Source organism: Nocardioides sp. 31GB23 (assembly GCF_040012395.1).
GTDB lineage: Bacteria > Actinomycetota > Actinomycetes > Propionibacteriales > Nocardioidaceae > Nocardioides > Nocardioides salarius.
In genome coordinates this window covers 67,659-84,827 of record NZ_JBDYKJ010000001.1, presented here as the reverse complement: position 1 = coordinate 84,827, position 17,169 = coordinate 67,659, and the positions used below count along the sequence as shown (strand labels likewise).

Sequence of the window (17,169 nt, the reverse complement as noted above, 5' to 3'; positions counted from 1 at the left end):
CCGTCGTCCCTGCCCACCACCGCACCAAGAAAGCAATCACTGACTGTGACCGTGACTGACGCCGCCCGCGAGAGCGTGGCCTCCGCCCTCGAGGTCGACCGGGTGAACTCCCACCTGAACCCGCCGCCCTCCTACGACCTGGCCGACCACCCCGTGCCGACCGGGCGCGAGGAGGTGTGGCGCTTCACCCCGCTCAAGCGGCTGCGCGGCCTCCTCGACGGCGAGGCCTCCTCGTCGGCGCTGACCTGGACCACCGAGATCCCCGTGGGGGTCACGCTCAGCGAGATCGACGCCGCCACGGCGCGCGAGATCGGTGAGCTGGCCCCCAACGACCGGCCCTCCGCCCTCGCGGTGGCCAACGCGGCCTCGGCGGTGCTGCTCGACGTGCCCGCCGACCTCGAGGTCGACGAGCCCGTGGTGCTGCGCCTGCACGGCGAGTCGGTCGACGACGTCGTGTGGGGCCACCACGTGCTGCGCTTCGGTGCGCACAGCAAGGCCACCGTCGTGCTGGTGCACACCGGCTCGGCGCGCTACAGCGCGACCACCTCGGTGGTCGTCGGCGACGGTGCCCAGGTCAACGTGCTGACCCTGCAGGACTGGGACGACGACGCCGTGCACCTGGGTCGCGACGCGATCCGCGTGGGCCGCGACGCCTCGGTGCGCCACACCTCCATCAGCTTCGGTGGCGACGTGGTGCGTCTGCACGCCAACGTCGAGTACGACGCCCCCGGTGGCGAGGCCGAGCTCTTCGGCCTCTACTTCGCCGACGAGGGCCAGCACCTCGAGCACCGGCTCTTCGCCGACCACAACGCCCCCAAGACCAAGTCGAACGTCCTCTACAAGGGCGCGCTGCAGGGCCAGGGTGCGCACACGGTGTGGATCGGCAACGTGCTGATCCGTCCCGTGGCCGAGGGCATCGAGACCTACGAGGAGAACCGCAACCTGGTGCTCACCGACGGCTGCCAGGCCGACTCGGTGCCCAACCTCGAGATCGAGACCGGCGAGATCGAGGGTGCCGGGCACGCCTCGGCCACCGCGCGCTTCGACGACGAGCAGCTGTTCTACCTGCGCAGCCGCGGCGTCTCCGACGAGGAGGCCCGCCGCCTGGTGCTGCACGGCTTCTTCAACGACCTGATCCGCAAGGTGGGGGTGCCCTCCCTCGAGGAGCAGATCACCGCCACGGTCGAGGACGAGCTCGCCAAGAACGTGCTCAAGGGCTACCGCCCGGCCACCGCATGAGCCTCGAGCGCGCCTGCAGCCTCGACGAGGTGCCCGCCGACGAGGGCCTCGCGGTCCAGGTCGGCGACGTCACCGTGGTCGTGGCCCGAGACGGCGACGACGTCTTCGCGCTGCAGGACCTGTGCTCCCACGCCGCTGTCGCCCTCAGCGAGGGCGAGGTGGCCGGTGGCGTCATCGAGTGCTGGCTGCACGGCTCGTGCTTCGACCTGCGCAGCGGCAAGCCCACCGGCCTCCCGGCCACCGAGCCCGTCTCGACCTTCCCCGTGGAGGTCCGTGACGGCGACGTGTACGTCGACGTGGCCAGCACGCTCAACGGCGTGACCCCCTCCTGAGACTTCTTCTCCACCCAGAAAGAGAGACACACATGAGCACCCTCGAGATCAAGGACCTCAAGGTCTCCGTCAGCACCGACGACGGCCCCAAGGAGATCCTCAAGGGCGTGACGCTGACCATCAAGGACGGCGAGACGCACGCGATCATGGGCCCCAACGGCTCGGGCAAGTCCACCCTGGCCTACTCGATCGCCGGGCACCCCAAGTACGACGTCACCGGCGGCACCGTGACCCTCGACGGCGAGGACGTGCTGGCCATGTCGGTCGACGAGCGCGCCCGCGCCGGGCTCTTCCTGGCCATGCAGTACCCCGTCGAGGTGCCCGGCGTCTCGGTCTCCAACTTCATGCGCACCGCCAAGACCGCGGTCGACGGCGAGGCCCCCAAGCTGCGCACCTGGGTCAAGGACGTCAACGCCGCCATGTCGCGGATGAACCTCGACGCCACCTTCACCCAGCGCTCGGTCAACGAGGGCTTCTCCGGTGGCGAGAAGAAGCGCCACGAGATCGCGCAGCTCGAGCTGCTCGACCCCAAGGTCGCGATCCTCGACGAGACCGACTCCGGCCTCGACATCGACGCGCTCAAGGTCGTCTCCGACGGCGTGAACCGCTTCCGCGAGGGCGAGGGCAAGGGTGTCCTGCTGATCACCCACTACACCCGCATCCTGCGCTACATCGAGCCCGACTACGTCCACGTCTTCGTCGACGGCAAGGTCGCCGAGCAGGGCGGCCCCGAGCTCGCCGAGCAGCTTGAATCCGAGGGCTACGACAAGTACCTGCCCGCCAAGGTCTGAGCGACCCCGGCCCAGCAGCGACCCGCACCACGACCAGCGCCGACCGACCTGAGGAGATGACCAGATGAAGGGCCTCCTGCCCGACCTCGAGGTGATCCGCAAGGACTTCCCGATCCTCGAGCGCACCCTCGCCGACGGTCGCCCGCTGGTCTACCTCGACAGCGCGAACACCTCGCAGAAGCCGCAGTGCGTGATCGACGCGATGGTCGACCACCTCGAGCACCACAACGCCAACGTGGCCCGGGCGATGCACCAGCTCGGCGCCGAGGCGTCCGAGGCGTTCGAGGCCGGCCGCGACAAGGTGGCGGCCTTCATCGGCGCCCCCAGCCGCGACGAGGTGATCTTCACCAAGAACGCCTCCGAGGCGCTCAACCTGGTCGCCAACACGCTGCTGTGGGCCGGTCCGCGCCGCGTGGGCGAGGGCGACGTCGTGGTCACCACGGAGATGGAGCACCACTCCAACATCGTGCCGTGGCAGATGCTGGCCGAGCGCAGCGGCGCTGAGCTGAAGTGGTTCACCTTCACCGACGAGGGCCACCTCGACCTGTCCCAGGTCGACGAGCTGATCACCGAGCGCACCAAGGTGGTGACCCTGACCTGGGTCTCCAACATGCTCGGCACGATCAACCCGATCGCCGAGATCACCCGGCGCGCCCACGAGGTGGGCGCCCTGGTGGTCGTCGACGCCTCGCAGGCCGCGCCCCAGCTGCCGATCGACCTGGCAGCCATGCCCGAGGCCGAGCGGCCCGACCTGGTCGCCTTCACCGGCCACAAGGTCGTCGGGCCCACCGGCATCGGCGTGCTGTGGGGCAGCCGTGAGGTGCTCGAGCAGCTGCCGCCGTTCCTCGGTGGCGGCGAGATGATCGAGACCGTGCGGATGGAGGGGTCGACGTACGCCGGCATCCCGCACAAGTTCGAGGCCGGCACGCCCCCGATCGTCGAGGCCGTGGGCCTCGGCGCGGCCGTCGACTACCTCGGCGCCGTGGGCATGGAGGCGATCCACGCCCACGAGCAGGCCATCACGCGCTACGCCCTCGAGGGCATGCAGAGCGTGAAGGGACTGCGCGTGCTGGGCCCGCTCGACGCCACCCAGCGCGGGGGAGCGGTCTCGTTCGAGATCGAGGGCCTGCACCCGCACGACGTCTCGCAGGTCCTCGACGTGCGCGGGGTCGCGGTGCGGGCCGGGCACCACTGCGCCCGTCCGGCGCACGCCCGCTTCGGCGTGCAGAGCTCGACCCGGATGTCGTCGTACCTCTACACGACCCCGGCCGAGATCGATGCGTTCGTGGACGCGCTGAACTACACCCGTTCGTACTTCAAGCTCGACTGAGCACCAGAGGGGAGGAGCACCATGAGCGCCGAGCTCGACTCGCTGTACCAGGAGATCATCCTGGACCACTACAAGAACCCGCACCACAAGGGCCTGCGTGAGCCCTTCGAGGCCGAGGTCCACCACGTGAACCCGACCTGCGGTGACGAGATCACCCTGCGGGTCCACCTCGCCGACGGCGTCGTGCAGGACGTGTCCTACGACTCCGTGGGCTGCTCGATCTCCCAGGCCTCCACCTCGGTGATGGCCGATCTCGTCATCGGCAAGCCGGTCGACGAGGCGATGAGCATCCACGAGGAGTTCCTGGCCCTGATGCAGGGCAAGGGCACCGTGGAGCCCGACGAGGAGGTGCTGGAGGACGGCATCGCCTTCGCCGGCGTCGCCAAGTTCCCTGCGCGCGTCAAGTGCGCGCTACTGTCGTGGATGGCCTGGAAGGACGCCACCGCCCGATCCCTGGAGGAATCCCGTGGCTGAGACCACTGCACCTGACACCGCTGCCGACTCGACCGTCGACCACGGCGACCTGCCCGAGGTCCCGCAGGCCGGCACCGGCCCGACCGGCACTGCCGCCCCCGGCGCCTCGGTGAGCATCGAGGACGTCGAGGAGGCGATGAAGGACGTCGTCGACCCCGAGCTCGGCATCAACGTCGTCGACCTGGGCCTGGTCTACGGCCTGCACGTCGACGAGGACACCAACCTGGTCATCGACATGACCCTGACCTCGGCGGCCTGCCCGCTGACCGACGTCATCACCGACCAGACCGAGCAGGCCCTCGAGGGCCTGGTCAACGACGTGGCCATCAACTGGGTCTGGATGCCGCCCTGGGGCCCCGACAAGATCACCCCCGACGGCCGCGAGCAGCTGCGCGCCCTGGGCTTCAATGTCTGAGGCCCCTCTACGCTGGGGTGCATGACCGACCCGAGCACCGACACGACCGGCTCCGCCCACTTCGGGCGCGGGCCGGTCGAGTCGTTCTGGGACCTTGCCCGCTTCCACGCCAAGCTCAACACCGCGCCGTCGTACTTCGGCCCGACGACGCTCGAGGTCGTGCCGCCCCCGGCGTGGTCCTTCGGCGCCACCGCGGAGGAGGCCGACGCGCTGCTGGCGCTGGTGCTGGAGGGCACGAAGACCGCGACGGCGAGCGCGCACGCCGACTACGAGGTGGAGGGCGAGCCGCTGCCCGAGGCGGGCACGCTCGGCATCGTGCTCGACGGCGAGGGGCACCCGCGCGCCCTCGTCGAGACCACCGACGTGCGGGTCGTGCCCTTCGACGAGGTCAGCGCCGAGCACGCCCACCTCGAGGGCGAGGGCGACCGCAGCCTGGAGCACTGGCGCGCCGAGCACGAGCGGTTCTTCGCCGAGCACGCCCCGGCCGGGTTCGACCCCAGCATGCTGCTGGTGCTCGAGCGCTTCCGGGTCGTCTACGCCGGCGACTGAGCGCCCTGGTCCTTGTCCGCGACCCTCTTGACGGTGGCCGTGGGCAGGAGTGTGCTGGAGGGTCCGACGACGACCCAGGGGGCCAGCATGAGCGGCAAGGTGATGCACTTCGAGATCCCGTTCGACGACGGGAACAGGGCGAGCGGGTTCTACCGCGACGTCTTCGGCTGGCAGCTGGTGCCGATGCCCGAGATGGACTACACCATGGTGATGACCGGGCCCAGCGACCCCGAGACCGGGCCCACCGAGCCGGGCTTCATCAACGGGGGCATGTTCAAGCGCGGCGACGAGATCCCCAGCAAGGGTCCCAACGTGGTCATCGACGTGGCGAGCGTCGACGACGCGCTGGGTGCCGTCGAGAGCGCGGGTGGCACCCGGTTGACCGACAAGCAGCCCGTCGGGGACATGGGCTTCACCGCCTACTTCAGCGACAGCGAGGGCAACGTCATCGGTCTGTGGGAGAGCGCCTGATCCGATGACCGGCGTCAAACAGGTCCAGGTGACCTTCGACTGCGCAGAACCCGAGCGCGTCGCCCGCTTCTGGTGCGAGGTGCTGGGCTACGTCGTCCCGCCGCCACCGCCGCGCTTCGCCACCTGGGCCGACTTCGACGCGGCGCTGCCGCCGGAGCGACAGGGGTCGGCGTTCGCCTGCGAGGACCCCGCCGGCGTCGGCCCGCGGTTGTTCTTCCAGCGTGTCCCCGAGGGCAAGACCGTCAAGAACCGGTTGCACCTCGACGTGCGGGTCGGCACCGGGCTGGTCGGCCAGGCGCGCGTCGACGCCCTCGAGGCCGAGTGCGCGCGTCTCCAGGCGCTCGGTGCACGTCGGGTGCGCCTGGTGCCGGCCGACGGGCACGACGAGTCGTGCCTGGTGATGCAGGACGTCGAGGGCAACGAGTTCTGCCTCGACTAGCTGCCGGTCGGGCTGGGTGCTCCGTCGGCACCACCGGGGCGAGGCCGGTGGCGGCGTCAGCGGCCCTCGGGGGTGCAGATGCACGACCGGTTGCCGTCGGCGTCCTCGACGACCCAGTACGCCGGTGCCGCGCTGTCGCTGACCAGGCGTCCGCCGGCGTCGAGCACGGCCCGCAGGCGCGCCTCGGCGTCGTCGTGGGGGACCCAGACGTCGAGGTGCCAGCGCTGCTCGAAGGGCTGGGGAGGCAGGGCGTGCTCGTCGTCGCCGGCACCCTCGGGCTCCTGCCACCACACCGTCGGCGTCTGCCCGCTCGCGTCGACCGCCTCGCCCTGGACGACCTCGCCCCCGAGGAGGGCGGCGTAGAACGGCGCCAGCTCGGCGCCGGCTGAGGTGTCGAGGCCCAGCTCCGCCTGCGTGAGCCCCGCGACGTCGGCACGCACGTCCAGGTCGGCCGCTGCCCGGCTGATCTCGCGGGCCAGGGCGACGTCCCGGCTCGTGAGTCCTGCGACGTCGTGGCTGACCAGGGTGACGACGACGTCGGTGTAGGTCAGGGTGACGTCGGGGTGGTGGTCGGCGGCCTCGGCCAGGGCCCCGACCCGGTTGACCAGGTCGAGACCGGTCGCGAAGTCCCGCGTGCGGAACCGCGCCTTGATCCTGCCGAGGACCTGGCGCCAGTCGGCGAGGTCCGCCGCGCGCACGTCCGCGGCGCTCAAGCGCTGCTGGGGGTCGGTCATCGTCATCGCTCCTCGTCGATCGCGTCTCCTGCACCTGATGGTGCAACGTCCGGGCCCGCGACGCCACGCCCCGAGCCTCTCGCCCATCGGCGGTGCCGGGCGCCACCGTCGACGTTCACAGCCACCTCGCAGGCAGGTCCCAGGTGCCTGCCCGGTCGACGGGCCAGTGTCCGGGGAGTCAACCCGACGTGAACGACGTAAGGACCGCCCATGAACTCCCTCTACCTCCCGCTCGCCGACCTGGTCGCGATCAGCCTGCTCTGCCTCGCCGTCTACTACCCGCGCCACCGTCGCCGCGACCTGCTGGTCGCCTTCCTCGGGGTCAATGTCGGTGTCCTGGCCGTGACCACGGCCCTGGTCAACAGCGACGCCACCCTGGGGCTGGGCCTGGGGCTCTTCGGGGTGCTGTCCATCATCCGGCTCCGCTCGCTGGAGCTGGGCCAGCACGAGGTGGCCTACTACTTCGCGGCCCTGGCCCTGGGTCTCCTCGGCGGACTGGGCTCGCTCGAGGTGCCGCTCACCGTGCTGCTGATGGCGGTCCTGGTGGCCGTCATCGCCGTGGCCGACAGCCCGCGGCTCCTCACCCGCGACCACCAGCAGCTGGTGCTCCTCGACGGTGCCTACACCGACGAGGCCGTCCTGGCGGCGGTGCTGGGCGAGAGCGTCGGCGGCGAGGTCCGCAAGGTGGCCGTCCACAAGGTCGACCTGGTCAACGACACCACGCTGGTCGACGTCCGCTGGCGCAGCGCCGAGCAGCCTCCCCTCCCGGAGGCCCTGTCCCGCAGCACCTCCTACGTCGCCCCCACGGCGGTCGGGGCATGACCGCCACCACGTCCGAGCGCGCCGTCCCCGCGTGCGACCCGCTGGCCCGCATCGACCTGCTCGAGGCGACGTCCCTGGCCGAGCTGACCACCGACGCCGCCCTGATGACACGCACCGACCGCAAGTACGTCGTCCCGATGGCTGCGCTGCCAGAGGTGGTGGCGGCCCTGCAGGCGCTCGACCCCGACCTGAGGGTGCTGGAGATCGACGGCCTGCGCCGTCACCGCTACGACTCGACGTACCTCGACACGCCCGAGCTCGAGGCCTACTGGCGAGCCGCCAGGGGACGCCGGCACCGGTTCAAGGTCCGCGCCAGGCACTACCTCGACTCCGGGGCCGCGTTCACCGAGGTCAAGACCCGGGGGACGCGCGGGTCCACCGTCAAGGCCCGGATCCCCCGCGGTGGCTCCGCGGCAGCGGTCGTGCCGTGCGGCCTCTCGGCCGAGGACGACGCCTTCGTGGGCGACGAGCTCGACGGTGCCGGTCTCGCCCACGTCGACGTCACCGCCCTGGTGCCGACGTTGCGCACCGGCTACACGCGCACCACGCTCTGGCTCCCCACGAGCGGTGCTCGCGTCACCATCGACCTCGACCTCGTCTGGTCGCTTCCCGGGGGAGGCGGCACGGCTCGGGTGCCCGGCCTCGCGGTCGTGGAGACCAAGAGTCCCGGGGCCAGGAGCGGCGTCGACCGGCGGCTGTGGAGCCAGGGGCACCGCCCGGTGCGGATCTCCAAGTACGGCACCGGCCTGGCGCTGCTGCACCCCGACCTGCCGGCGCACCGCTGGAACCGGGTGCGCGCCCGGCACCTCGAGCCGCACCTCACCTACAGCCAGACCCAGGAGCCCGCATGAACAGCGTCCGCACCCCCACCCCCACCCGCACCGGCGGCCTGCGACGTCGCGGCGCCGCCGGCCTCGCCGCGCTCGCGCTGGGCATCGGCAGCCTGGGCGCCTGCAGCACCGCCACGTCGGCCACCGGCTCCGCGGCCACCTCGGCCAGCGTCGAGGGCACGGTCTGGGACGCCAGCTCGGTGCACGAGGTCTCCATCGACGTGGATGACGACGAGTTCGCCGCGATGCTGGCGACGTACCAGGAGAGCGATGAGAAGGAGTGGCTCACGGCCGACGTCACCATCGACGGCCAGACCATCAGCGACGCCGGGATCCGGCTCAAGGGCAACAGCTCGCTGCGCGACGTCGACGCGGACTCCGACCCCGCCGACCTGCCGTGGCTCATCGACCTCGACAAGTTCGTCGACGGCCAGAGCCTCGACGGGTGGGAGAGCTTCGTCATCCGCTCCAGCACCACCGAGACCTCGCTCAACGAGGCCGTCGCCCTCGCGCTGCTCGACGAGGCGGGCCTGGCCAGCGAGGAGGCCGTGAGCATCTCCTTCTCGGCCAACGACAGCGGGTCCACGCTGCGGCTGATGGTCCAGGACCTCGACAACAGGTGGGACGAGGCCACGTTCGGCACCGACGGCACGCTCTACAAGGCGGAGGCCGGCGGCGACTACTCCTACCGCGGCGACGACCCCGAGGCCTACGACGAGGTCTTCGACATCGAGGCCGGCACCGACGACCACGAGCCGCTCACCGACTTCCTGCAGTGGCTCGAGGAGTCGTCGGACGAGGAGTTCGCCGACGGGCTGGCCGAGCGGCTGGACGTCGCCGCGTTCGCGACGTACCTGGCCTTCGAGGACCTGGTCGGCAACTTCGACGACATCGCCGGCCCGGGCAACAACTCGTTCCTGCGCTGGGACGCCGAGGCGGAGCAGATGACCGTCGTGGCGTGGGACCACAACCTCGCCTTCGGCGCCACCAACGGCGGCGGGCAGGGTGGCGGAGGAGTGCCAGGCGGAGGTGGAGCGCCGGGCGAGCGGCCCGAGGGCATGGAGCCTCCCGCTGGGATGGAGCCTCCGGTGGACGGGGAGCGCCCCGAGCCGCCGGAGGGCATGGAGCCCCCGGCCGAGGGCGAGCTGCCCGAGGCCGGCGGCGTACCCGGCGGCGGCCAGGGCGGCCAGGGCGGCCAGGGCGGCATGGGCGGCAACGTGCTGGCCGAGCGGTTCCTCGCCACCCCCGAGCTCGCCGACCTGTACGACGCCGCGGTGGCGGACCTGCAGGCCGAGCTGTTCGACAGCGGGCTGGCCCAGGAGGTGCTCGACGCCTGGACGTCGGTGCTGGGTGAGCAGGCCGACGACCTGGTCGATGCAGCGACGATCGAGCTGGAGGCCGGGCAGGTCGCGTCCTACTTCGACGGCCAGGCGTAGAGCGCAGCAGAGTGTGGAGCCCCGGACGAACCAGGTTCATCCGGGGCTCCACGGTTCCGGGGGCGGGTCGTCGCCTACCGTGTCCCGCGACGTACCCCTCCACCCACGAGCACGCGAGAGCAGCAGATGTCCCAGCAGGAAGAGATGGCCCCTCTGGCGCCCGACGGGTTCGAGATCGCTCTTGGCCTGCTGACGCTGGCGCACACCGTGCTGGTGCTGGTGGTCGTCGTCCAGGTCCTGCGAGGACGGTCGCGGGTTCCGCACGGCCTGCTGGGGGTCCTCGCGCTCCTCCTCGTGCCCGTCGCCGGACCGCTCCTGATCCTGACCTGGCAGGGCCGTGTCGAGCGCCACGACGCACGGTCCGCACAGGTGGACCGGTAGGACTGTCGAGCCATGCCTGACGTCCTCGTCCCCGCAGCCCGCGTCGAGCGGTGGATCGCCAACTTCGAGACCCGGCACGGCGACACCGCCCTGTCGGTGGTCGACGGCGTCCTGAGCGGGAGCGCCGCCGACGGGTCGCGGTTCACCGCGCGCCTGCCGCTGGGGGCGGCGTACGACGGTCCGGCGGAGGCGGCCGGTCTGGCCGGCGCTGCCGCGAGCGCGGCGCCCGACGACTGGGGGGTGCTGCTGGTGCGCAAGGGCGGCTTCGCCGTCGCGCGGATGAGCGGGGCCACGATGGGGGCGTCCAAGACCGGTCAGCGCCACGTCCAGGGCCGCACGAAGGCCGGCGGCCAGAGCCAGCAGCGCTTCGCCCGCCGTCGCGACAACCAGGCCCGCCAGGCGTACGAGGCGGCCGCCGACCACGCCGCCCGCATCCTCGACGGCCTCGCCGGTCCCGTCGTCGTGGGTGGTGACCGCACCGCCGTCGACGAGGTCCTCGCCGATCGGCGTCTCGCGGGGCTGGGCACCGTCGAGCCCTGGCTGGCGCTGCCCGACCCGCGCCGCGGCGTGCTCGAGCAGGGCGTCGCCGACGCGCTGTCGCTGCGCGTCGAGGTGCACAACGCCTGAGGGGCCACTGGCTCGCCTGCCAGCGCCGGAGGCCGGACGGGGCTACGGTGGACGGGTGCCGTCCGACGTCATCGAGGTCCACGAGCTGGTCAAGACCTTCGGGCGGGTGCGGGCCCTCGACGGGCTCGACCTGCAGGTGCGCGCGGGGGAGGTGCACGGCTTCCTGGGGCCCAACGGCTCGGGGAAGTCCACCACCATCCGGGTGCTGCTCGGGCTGCTGCGCGCCGACTCGGGCACGGTGCGGCTGCTCGGCGGCGACCCGTGGCGCCAGGCCGCCGACCTGCACCGCCGCCTGGCCTACGTGCCGGGCGACGTGAGCCTGTGGGCCAACCTCACCGGCGGCGAGTGCATCGACCTCCTCGGCCGGCTGCGCGGGGGGCTCGACCCCGCGCGTCGCGACGAGCTGGTCGAGCGGTTCGCCCTCGACCCCACCAAGAAGGGCCGCAGCTACAGCAAGGGCAACCGCCAGAAGGTGGCGCTCGTCGCCGCCCTGGCCGCCGACGTCGAGCTGCTGCTGCTCGACGAGCCCACCTCGGGGCTCGACCCCCTGATGGAGGCCGAGTTCCGTGACTGCGTCAACACCTACCGCTCGGGCGGGGGGAGCGTGCTGCTCTCCAGCCACGTGCTCGGCGAGGTGGAGCAGATGTGCGACCGCGTGAGCATCATCAACGAGGGCCGTCTCGTCGAGAGCGGCAGCCTCGCCGAGATGCGCCATCTCAGCCGCACCGCCGTCACCGCCCAGCTGCGCGGACCCGCCCCCGGCCTCGACGGCCTCGACGGCGTCCACGACCTGCGCTCCGACGGTGGCGAGGTCAGCTTCGAGGTCGACCCCGAGGCCGTCGAGCCCGCACTGCGGCTCCTCCTCGAGGCCGGCGTGACGGGCCTGGTCTCCCAGCCGCCGACGCTCGAGCAGCTCTTCATGCGTCACTACGGGGAGCGGCGGTGACCAGCGGTCTCTTCACCGGCACCCTGACCCTGTGGGCCAAGGCCTTGAAGGGCGACCGCTGGCTGATGCTCGGCTGGGGGGTGGCGCTCGCCGTCCTCTACTGGGCCCAGGCGTGGTCGATCGACCGGCTCTACCCCGGTGAGGGCGAGCTGGCCCGGATGGCCGCGGCCATGGAGCGCAACCAGGCGATGATCGCGCTGGCCGGCCCCGCCCGCTCGCTCGACACCGTCGGGGGCCAGGTCACCTGGCAGGCCAGCGCCTTCGGCGCCGTGCTCCTGGGCCTGGTCGTCATGGTCGTCGTCACCCGGCACACCCGTGCCGAGGAGGAGTCTGGACGCGACGACCTGGTCCGCTCAGCGGTCGTGGGCCGCTTCGCGCCCCCGGCCGCGGCCGTGCTCACCGCACTCGTCGTCTCCGTCTTCTCCGGTGCGCTGGTCACCCTCTCGCTGGTCACCTATCCGCTCGAGGTGGCCGACTCGGCGGCGCTGGGGGTCGGCCTGGTGCTGTGCGGCCTGTGCTTCACCGGCACGACCCTCGTCGCCGCCCAGCTGGTGTCCAGCACCCGCGCGGCCCGCGGGATCGCCGGTGCGGTGATCGCGGCGGCGTACGCGCTGCGCGCCGTAGGCGACGTCTCGGTGCCTGCGCTGTCCTGGCTCTCGCCGATCGGCTGGTACCAGGCGATGCACCCCTTCTCCGGGCTGCGCTGGTGGCCGGTGCTGCTGCTGCTCGCCGCTGGGGCGGCCAACCTCGCGCTGGCCGGCGCCCTGCTCGTGCGCCGTGACATCGGAGCCGGTCTCGTGGCCAGCCGTCCCGGGCCCGGTCGGGCCGGGTCGGCGCTGTCGGGGACGGTCGGCCTCGCCTGGCGGCTCCAGCGGGGCGGTATCATCGGCTGGAGCGTCGGGCTCTTCCTGACCGGCGTCGCGTACGGCGCCCTGGGGACGGAGGTCGAGGACCTGGTCGGCGACTCCGACCTGGGGCTCGAGATGATGACCCAGGGCGTGCCCGACCTCGTCGACGGGTTCTTCGCCACGATGCTGCTGATGCTCGCGCTGCTCACCGCCGGCTTCGCGACCTCGTCGATGCTGCGGCCACGCAGCGAGGAGGAGTCGGGCCTGGCCGAGCTCGTGCTCTCGGCGCCGTTGGCCCGCGGGCGCTGGCTGCTGTCCTGGACGCTCGTCACCGTGCTCGCCACGCTGCTGGTGCTCGTCGTGGCGGGGCTGGGCATCGGCGCCGGGTACGCGTTCGTGACCGCCGACCCGGTGCAGGCGGTGTCGTTCGTGCTGCCGCAGCTGCAGCACGCGCCCGCGGTGCTGCTGCTCGCGGCGGTCGCGCGCTTGGTCCACGCGCTGGCTCCACGGCTCGCCTCGCTCGCGTGGGCGCCGCTGGTCGTGGCCGTCGTGGTCATGTTCTTCGGCGACCTCCTCGACCTGCCGCAGTGGGTGCGCTGGCTCTCGCCCTTCGACCACCTGCCCCTGGTGCCGGCCGAGGACGCGTCGCTGGCGGCGTCGTCGGCGCTGCTGGGCGTCGCACTCGCCGTCGGCGCGGCGGGCCAGTTGGCCTTCCGGCGCCGCGACATCGGCTAGCGTCGGGCTCGTGGCCCCGACGTGGCAGCCCGACCCGGGCTGGCATCCGCTCCCCGGCGGGGCCGGCATGTCCACGATCGGCGTGTGGCGCACCAGCCTCGGTGCGCAGCCCGTGGCCGTGAAGCGCCTGGCCGCACCCGGTGAGCACGACCCCGCCGAGCTCGGCGACCCCCACCACTTCGCCTACTGGCGCCGCGCCGCCGACGTGGTCACCTCCGGCATCCTGGCGCGCACCCGCGGGCTCAGGCCACCGGTGCGCTCGGTGGCCGAGGAGGACGTCGAGGGCATCACCCTGACGGAGGACTGGGTCGAGGACGCCGCCGTCAACGGGCTCTTCGCAGCGCACGCGCTGGGCCGCTTCGCCGGCACGCCGGTGCCCGACGTCGCCTGGCTGGCCCGCGACCAGCTGCGCGACCGGCTGCGGCGTACGGCGCACCGGGGCGGCTGGCCGACCCTGTCGCGCACCACCGTCGCCGACGTCGCCGAGCACCTGTGGACGCGCCGCGACACCTTCCTCGACCGCTGCGACGCGCTGCCGCAGGTGCTGCAGCACGGCGATCCCACACCGGGCAACCTGCCGGGGCGGGAGGGTGACGACGTGGTGGCCATCGACTGGTCGTGCCTGGGCACCGCCGCGGTGGGCGCCGACCTCGGCTACTACCTGCTGGCCGCGCGCGAGGACTTCGAGCCGCTGCTCGACGCCTACCTGCTGGGGCTGCCCGACGGCGTGGCCACGCCCGAGGAGGCCGCGCTGGGCGCCCGGGTCACCGCGGTCTACACCGCGCTGAGCCGCGCCGAGTGGGCGCTGTCGCGGGTGGCCAGGGGAGAGGGGGCGCTCGCCGGCAAGTTCCGCCACCCCGCCGTCGCCCCGCACCTGCGGGCCCTGCAGCAACAGTTCCCCCTGATCGAGGCGCTGCTCGACGCCTGACCGCCCCCGTTGATTGAGGAGGTTGCGCAGCAACCGTCTCGAAATCCGGTGAGTCCATGGCGTACGGCGGGCGCGGTCGTCACGGGGTCTCGGCGTCGCTCGTCGCTGGCGCTCCTCGCTGCTCGACCAACGGCGCCCGCCGACGGCGCTCGTCGCTGCTCGACCTACGACGTCACAGGCTGCCGGCCGCGAAGGTGTCGCAGTCGGTGAGGTCGCCGCCGTCGAGGCCGACCTGGAACCAGCGCTGGCGCTGCGCGGCGGAGCCGTGGGTCCAGGACTCCTCGTCGACCTGGCCCCGGGTCTGCTGCTGGATGCGGTCGTCGCCGACGCTGGCCGCGGCCTCGAGCGCCAGCCGGACGTCCTCGTCGGTGAGCTCGCTGAACAGCGCCGTGCCCGAGGAGTCCTCGGTCGCCGTGGCGCCCCGCGTCCACATCCCGGCGTAGCAGTCGGCCTGCAGCTCCAGGCGCACCGCGTCGGAGGAGGCGCCCTGCTGGGTGCGGACCCGGCCCATCGTGCCCAGCACGTTCTGGACGTGGTGGCCGTACTCGTGGGCCAGGACGTAGGCCTCCACGAACCCACCGTCGGGCCCACCGAGCTGGCGCTCGAGCACCTCGTCGAAGAAGCCGCTGTCGAGGTAGATGGTGTCGTCGGCGGGGCAGTAGAACGGGCCGACGGCCGAGCTGGCCGCGCCGCAGCCGGTGCCGACCTGCCCGGAGAAGGTCACCAGCGAGTCGGCGGGGCGGAAGTCGTCGGCGAGCGTGTCGCCCCAGTAGTCGTAGAGGCTGTTCTCGACCGCGACCCGTGCGCAGTCGACCGACTCGTTGGCGTCCTCGCCGGTCTCGCAGGCGGCGTACCGCTCGGAGTCCTCGAAGCGGCTCGCGTCGAGGCTGCCCCCGGAGCCGAGGTCGAGCCCGGAGCCGCCGCCCATCAGCTGGGTGACCACGAAGATGCCGACCACGATGACCGCCGCGACCACGCCACCCCCGCCGACGACCCCACCCGGGACGGGCAGCGAGGAGCCGCCACGGCCGCCGGAGCCCGGGAAGCCGCCACGGGAGCGGCCCCCTCCGCTGCTGCGACCCACGTCACGTGTGCGCCGGGTGTCGAGGCGGGCCTTGGGGTTGAACCTCACGTCGTGCCTCCTGGGGCGGCCTGCGCCGGGTGCCGGCGAATCGGTGGCTGAGGCTACCGACTCCTACGATTGGACTCCTATGATCACCGCTCATCAGCTCGAAGTCCGTGCCGGCGCGCGTCTCCTGATGGAGGACGTGAGCTTCCGCGTGGCCGCGGGCGACAAGGTCGGCCTGGTCGGTCGCAACGGCGCCGGCAAGACCACCCTCACCAAGATCCTCTCCGGCGAGGCGCTGCCCGCCGGCGGATCGGTGACCCGCAGCGGTGACATCGGCTACCTGCCGCAGGACCCGCGCACCGGCGACCCCGAGGTCCTGGCCCGCGACCGGATCCTCTCCGCCCGCGGTCTCGACGACGTCGTACGGCGCCTGCGGGCGGCCGAGGAGCAGATGGGCTCCGACGACATAGCCGTCGCCGAGAAGGCGATGCGCCGCTACAGCCGCGCCGACGACGAGATGCACGCCGGTGGCGGGTACGCCGCGGAGTCCGAGGCGGCCACCATCGCGGCCAGCCTCGGCATCGCCGACCGGCTCCTCGGCCAGCCGCTCAAGACGCTGTCGGGCGGCCAGCGCCGCCGGGTCGAGCTGGCCCGCATCCTGTTCTCCGGCGCCGAGATCCTGATCCTCGACGAGCCGACCAACCACCTCGACGCCGACTCGATCGTGTGGCTGCGGGAGTTCCTCAAGGCCCACAAGGGCGGGTTCATCGTGATCAGCCACGACAACGAGCTCCTCGAGGCCACCGTCAACAAGGTGATGCACCTCGACGCCAACCGCACCGCCATGGACATCTACAACATGAGCTGGAAGAACTACCTCACCCAGCGCGAGACCGACGAGGTGCGTCGTCGGCGCGAGCGGATGAACGCCGAGAACAAGGCCAAGACGCTCACCGACCAGGCCAACAAGATGCGCGCCAAGGCCTCGAAGGCGCAGGCGGCGCAGTCGATGCTCAAGCGGGCCGAGAAGATGATGTCCAGCCTCGAGGGCGAGCGGGCCGTCGACAAGGTCGCCCGGATCAAGTTCCCGGCCCCCGCCGCCTGCGGCAAGACCCCGATCACCGCCCGCGAGCTGTCGAAGACCTACGGCTCCCTCGAGGTGTTCACCGGTGTCGACCTGGCCATCGACAAGGGCTCGCGCGTCGTCATCCTGGGCCTCAACGGCGCCGGCAAGACCACCATGCTGCGGATCCTGGCCGGGGTCGACCAGCCCGACACCGGCGAGGTCATCCCCGGCCACGGGCTGAAGGTGGGCTACTACGCCCAGGAGCACGAGACGCTCGACACCTCGCGCACGGTCCTGGAGAACATGCAGTCCGCGGCGCCGCAGCTGACCGACGTCGAGGCCCGCTCGGTGCTGGGCTCCTTCCTCTTCTCCGGCGACGACGCGCACAAGAGCGCCGCGGTGCTCTCCGGTGGGGAGAAGACCCGCCTGGCGCTGGCCTCCCTGGTGGTCTCCAGCGCCAACGTGCTGCTGCTCGACGAGCCCACCAACAACCTCGACCCCGCCTCCCGCGAGGAGGTGCTGGCCGCGATCCGCACCTACGAGGGCGCCATCATCCTGGTCACCCACGACGAGGGCGCCGTCCTGGCCCTCGAGCCCGACCGGGTGCTGCTGCTGCCCGACGGCGACGAGGACCTCTGGAACGAGGGGTACGCCGACCTGGTCTCCCTCGCCTGAGGGCGCCGGGTCCGGTGTCGGTGCCGGTTCCT

Annotated in this window: 20 protein-coding genes; 18 read left to right on the top strand and 2 right to left on the bottom strand. The window is 72.2% G+C overall.

From position 1 onward, the window contains the following. Positions 1–51: 51 nt before the first annotated feature. The 9 genes from sufD to ABKW28_RS00390 all read left to right on the top strand — a co-directional run bounded on the left by sufD (position 52) and on the right by ABKW28_RS00390 (position 6,040). Positions 52–1,239, top strand: a complete 1,188-nt coding sequence (gene sufD, locus ABKW28_RS00430; protein ID WP_348605571.1) for a Fe-S cluster assembly protein SufD — start codon at positions 52–54, stop codon at positions 1,237–1,239. Next, positions 1,236–1,571, top strand: a complete 336-nt coding sequence (locus ABKW28_RS00425) for a non-heme iron oxygenase ferredoxin subunit (protein WP_193668903.1) — start codon at positions 1,236–1,238, stop codon at positions 1,569–1,571. The genes sufD and ABKW28_RS00425 overlap by 4 nt, the downstream gene beginning before the upstream one ends. A 32-nt stretch (positions 1,572–1,603) precedes the next feature. Then, positions 1,604–2,362, top strand: a complete 759-nt coding sequence (sufC, locus tag ABKW28_RS00420; protein ID WP_193668902.1) for a Fe-S cluster assembly ATPase SufC — start codon at positions 1,604–1,606, stop codon at positions 2,360–2,362. Positions 2,363–2,426: 64 nt separating this feature from the next. Beyond that, positions 2,427–3,692 carry a cysteine desulfurase gene (locus tag ABKW28_RS00415; RefSeq protein ID WP_348605569.1) on the top strand — a complete coding sequence of 422 codons (1,266 nt, stop codon included), beginning with the start codon at positions 2,427–2,429 and terminating at the stop codon, positions 3,690–3,692. A 21-nt stretch (positions 3,693–3,713) separates the two neighbouring features. Further along, positions 3,714–4,166 (top strand): Fe-S cluster assembly sulfur transfer protein SufU, encoded by a 453-nt coding sequence (gene sufU / locus ABKW28_RS00410; RefSeq protein WP_193668900.1) that lies wholly within the window; start codon positions 3,714–3,716, stop codon positions 4,164–4,166. A 109-nt stretch (positions 4,167–4,275) separates the two neighbouring features. Then, complete coding sequence (locus ABKW28_RS00405) at positions 4,276–4,581, top strand: metal-sulfur cluster assembly factor (protein ID WP_302708296.1); 306 nt, start codon at positions 4,276–4,278, stop codon at positions 4,579–4,581. 21 nt (positions 4,582–4,602) lie between these two features. Further along, a complete protein-coding gene (locus ABKW28_RS00400) occupies positions 4,603–5,130 on the top strand; it encodes an ASCH domain-containing protein (protein WP_348605567.1) in 528 nt (175 codons plus the stop codon). Between the two features lie 87 nt (positions 5,131–5,217). Beyond that, a complete protein-coding gene (locus ABKW28_RS00395) occupies positions 5,218–5,601 on the top strand; it encodes a VOC family protein (protein ID WP_348605565.1) in 384 nt (127 codons plus the stop codon). Between the two features lie 4 nt (positions 5,602–5,605). Beyond that, on the top strand, positions 5,606–6,040 hold the full coding sequence (locus ABKW28_RS00390; RefSeq protein ID WP_193668896.1) for a VOC family protein: 435 nt from the start codon (positions 5,606–5,608) through the stop codon (positions 6,038–6,040). 56 nt (positions 6,041–6,096) lie between these two features. On the opposite strand, the gene ABKW28_RS00385 is transcribed toward ABKW28_RS00390, so the two are convergent. Next, entirely contained in the window at positions 6,097–6,774 is a 678-nt protein-coding gene (locus ABKW28_RS00385; protein ID WP_348605564.1) for a 4a-hydroxytetrahydrobiopterin dehydratase, read from the bottom strand. A gap of 210 nt (positions 6,775–6,984) precedes the next feature. On the opposite strand from ABKW28_RS00385, the gene ABKW28_RS00380 reads away from it, so the two are divergent. The 8 genes from ABKW28_RS00380 to ABKW28_RS00345 all read left to right on the top strand — a co-directional run bounded on the left by ABKW28_RS00380 (position 6,985) and on the right by ABKW28_RS00345 (position 14,327). Beyond that, the gene (locus ABKW28_RS00380) at positions 6,985–7,596 is read left to right on the top strand and encodes a DUF4956 domain-containing protein (RefSeq protein WP_348605562.1); all 612 of its coding nucleotides are present in this window, start codon (positions 6,985–6,987) and stop codon (positions 7,594–7,596) included. Further along, on the top strand, positions 7,593–8,447 hold the full coding sequence (locus ABKW28_RS00375; protein WP_348605561.1) for a polyphosphate polymerase domain-containing protein: 855 nt from the start codon (positions 7,593–7,595) through the stop codon (positions 8,445–8,447). The genes ABKW28_RS00380 and ABKW28_RS00375 overlap by 4 nt, the downstream gene beginning before the upstream one ends. Continuing rightward, positions 8,444–9,862, top strand: a complete 1,419-nt coding sequence (locus tag ABKW28_RS00370; RefSeq protein WP_348605559.1) for a CotH kinase family protein — start codon at positions 8,444–8,446, stop codon at positions 9,860–9,862. The genes ABKW28_RS00375 and ABKW28_RS00370 overlap by 4 nt, the downstream gene beginning before the upstream one ends. Before the next feature lie 126 nt (positions 9,863–9,988). Continuing rightward, entirely contained in the window at positions 9,989–10,243 is a 255-nt protein-coding gene (locus tag ABKW28_RS00365) for a hypothetical protein (RefSeq protein ID WP_348605558.1), read from the top strand. Positions 10,244–10,255: 12 nt separating this feature from the next. After that, positions 10,256–10,870 (top strand): acVLRF1 family peptidyl-tRNA hydrolase, encoded by a 615-nt coding sequence (locus ABKW28_RS00360; RefSeq protein WP_348605557.1) that lies wholly within the window; start codon positions 10,256–10,258, stop codon positions 10,868–10,870. A gap of 55 nt (positions 10,871–10,925) precedes the next feature. Next, the gene (locus ABKW28_RS00355) at positions 10,926–11,816 is read left to right on the top strand and encodes an ABC transporter ATP-binding protein (RefSeq protein ID WP_348605555.1); all 891 of its coding nucleotides are present in this window, start codon (positions 10,926–10,928) and stop codon (positions 11,814–11,816) included. Further along, positions 11,813–13,399 carry a hypothetical protein gene (locus tag ABKW28_RS00350; protein WP_348605554.1) on the top strand — a complete coding sequence of 529 codons (1,587 nt, stop codon included), beginning with the start codon at positions 11,813–11,815 and terminating at the stop codon, positions 13,397–13,399. The genes ABKW28_RS00355 and ABKW28_RS00350 overlap by 4 nt, the downstream gene beginning before the upstream one ends. 10 nt (positions 13,400–13,409) lie before the next feature. Continuing rightward, complete coding sequence (locus tag ABKW28_RS00345) at positions 13,410–14,327, top strand: phosphotransferase (RefSeq protein WP_348605552.1); 918 nt, start codon at positions 13,410–13,412, stop codon at positions 14,325–14,327. Between the two features lie 172 nt (positions 14,328–14,499). Here the strand turns inward: ABKW28_RS00345 and ABKW28_RS00340 are convergent, their stop codons facing one another. Next, complete coding sequence (locus ABKW28_RS00340) at positions 14,500–15,459, bottom strand: neutral zinc metallopeptidase (RefSeq protein WP_348605551.1); 960 nt, start codon at positions 15,457–15,459, stop codon at positions 14,500–14,502. 79 nt (positions 15,460–15,538) lie between these two features. Here ABKW28_RS00340 and abc-f point away from each other — a divergent pair, with 79 nt between their 5' ends. Continuing rightward, positions 15,539–17,137, top strand: a complete 1,599-nt coding sequence (gene abc-f, locus ABKW28_RS00335) for a ribosomal protection-like ABC-F family protein (protein ID WP_348605549.1) — start codon at positions 15,539–15,541, stop codon at positions 17,135–17,137. Positions 17,138–17,169 lie beyond the last annotated feature (32 nt).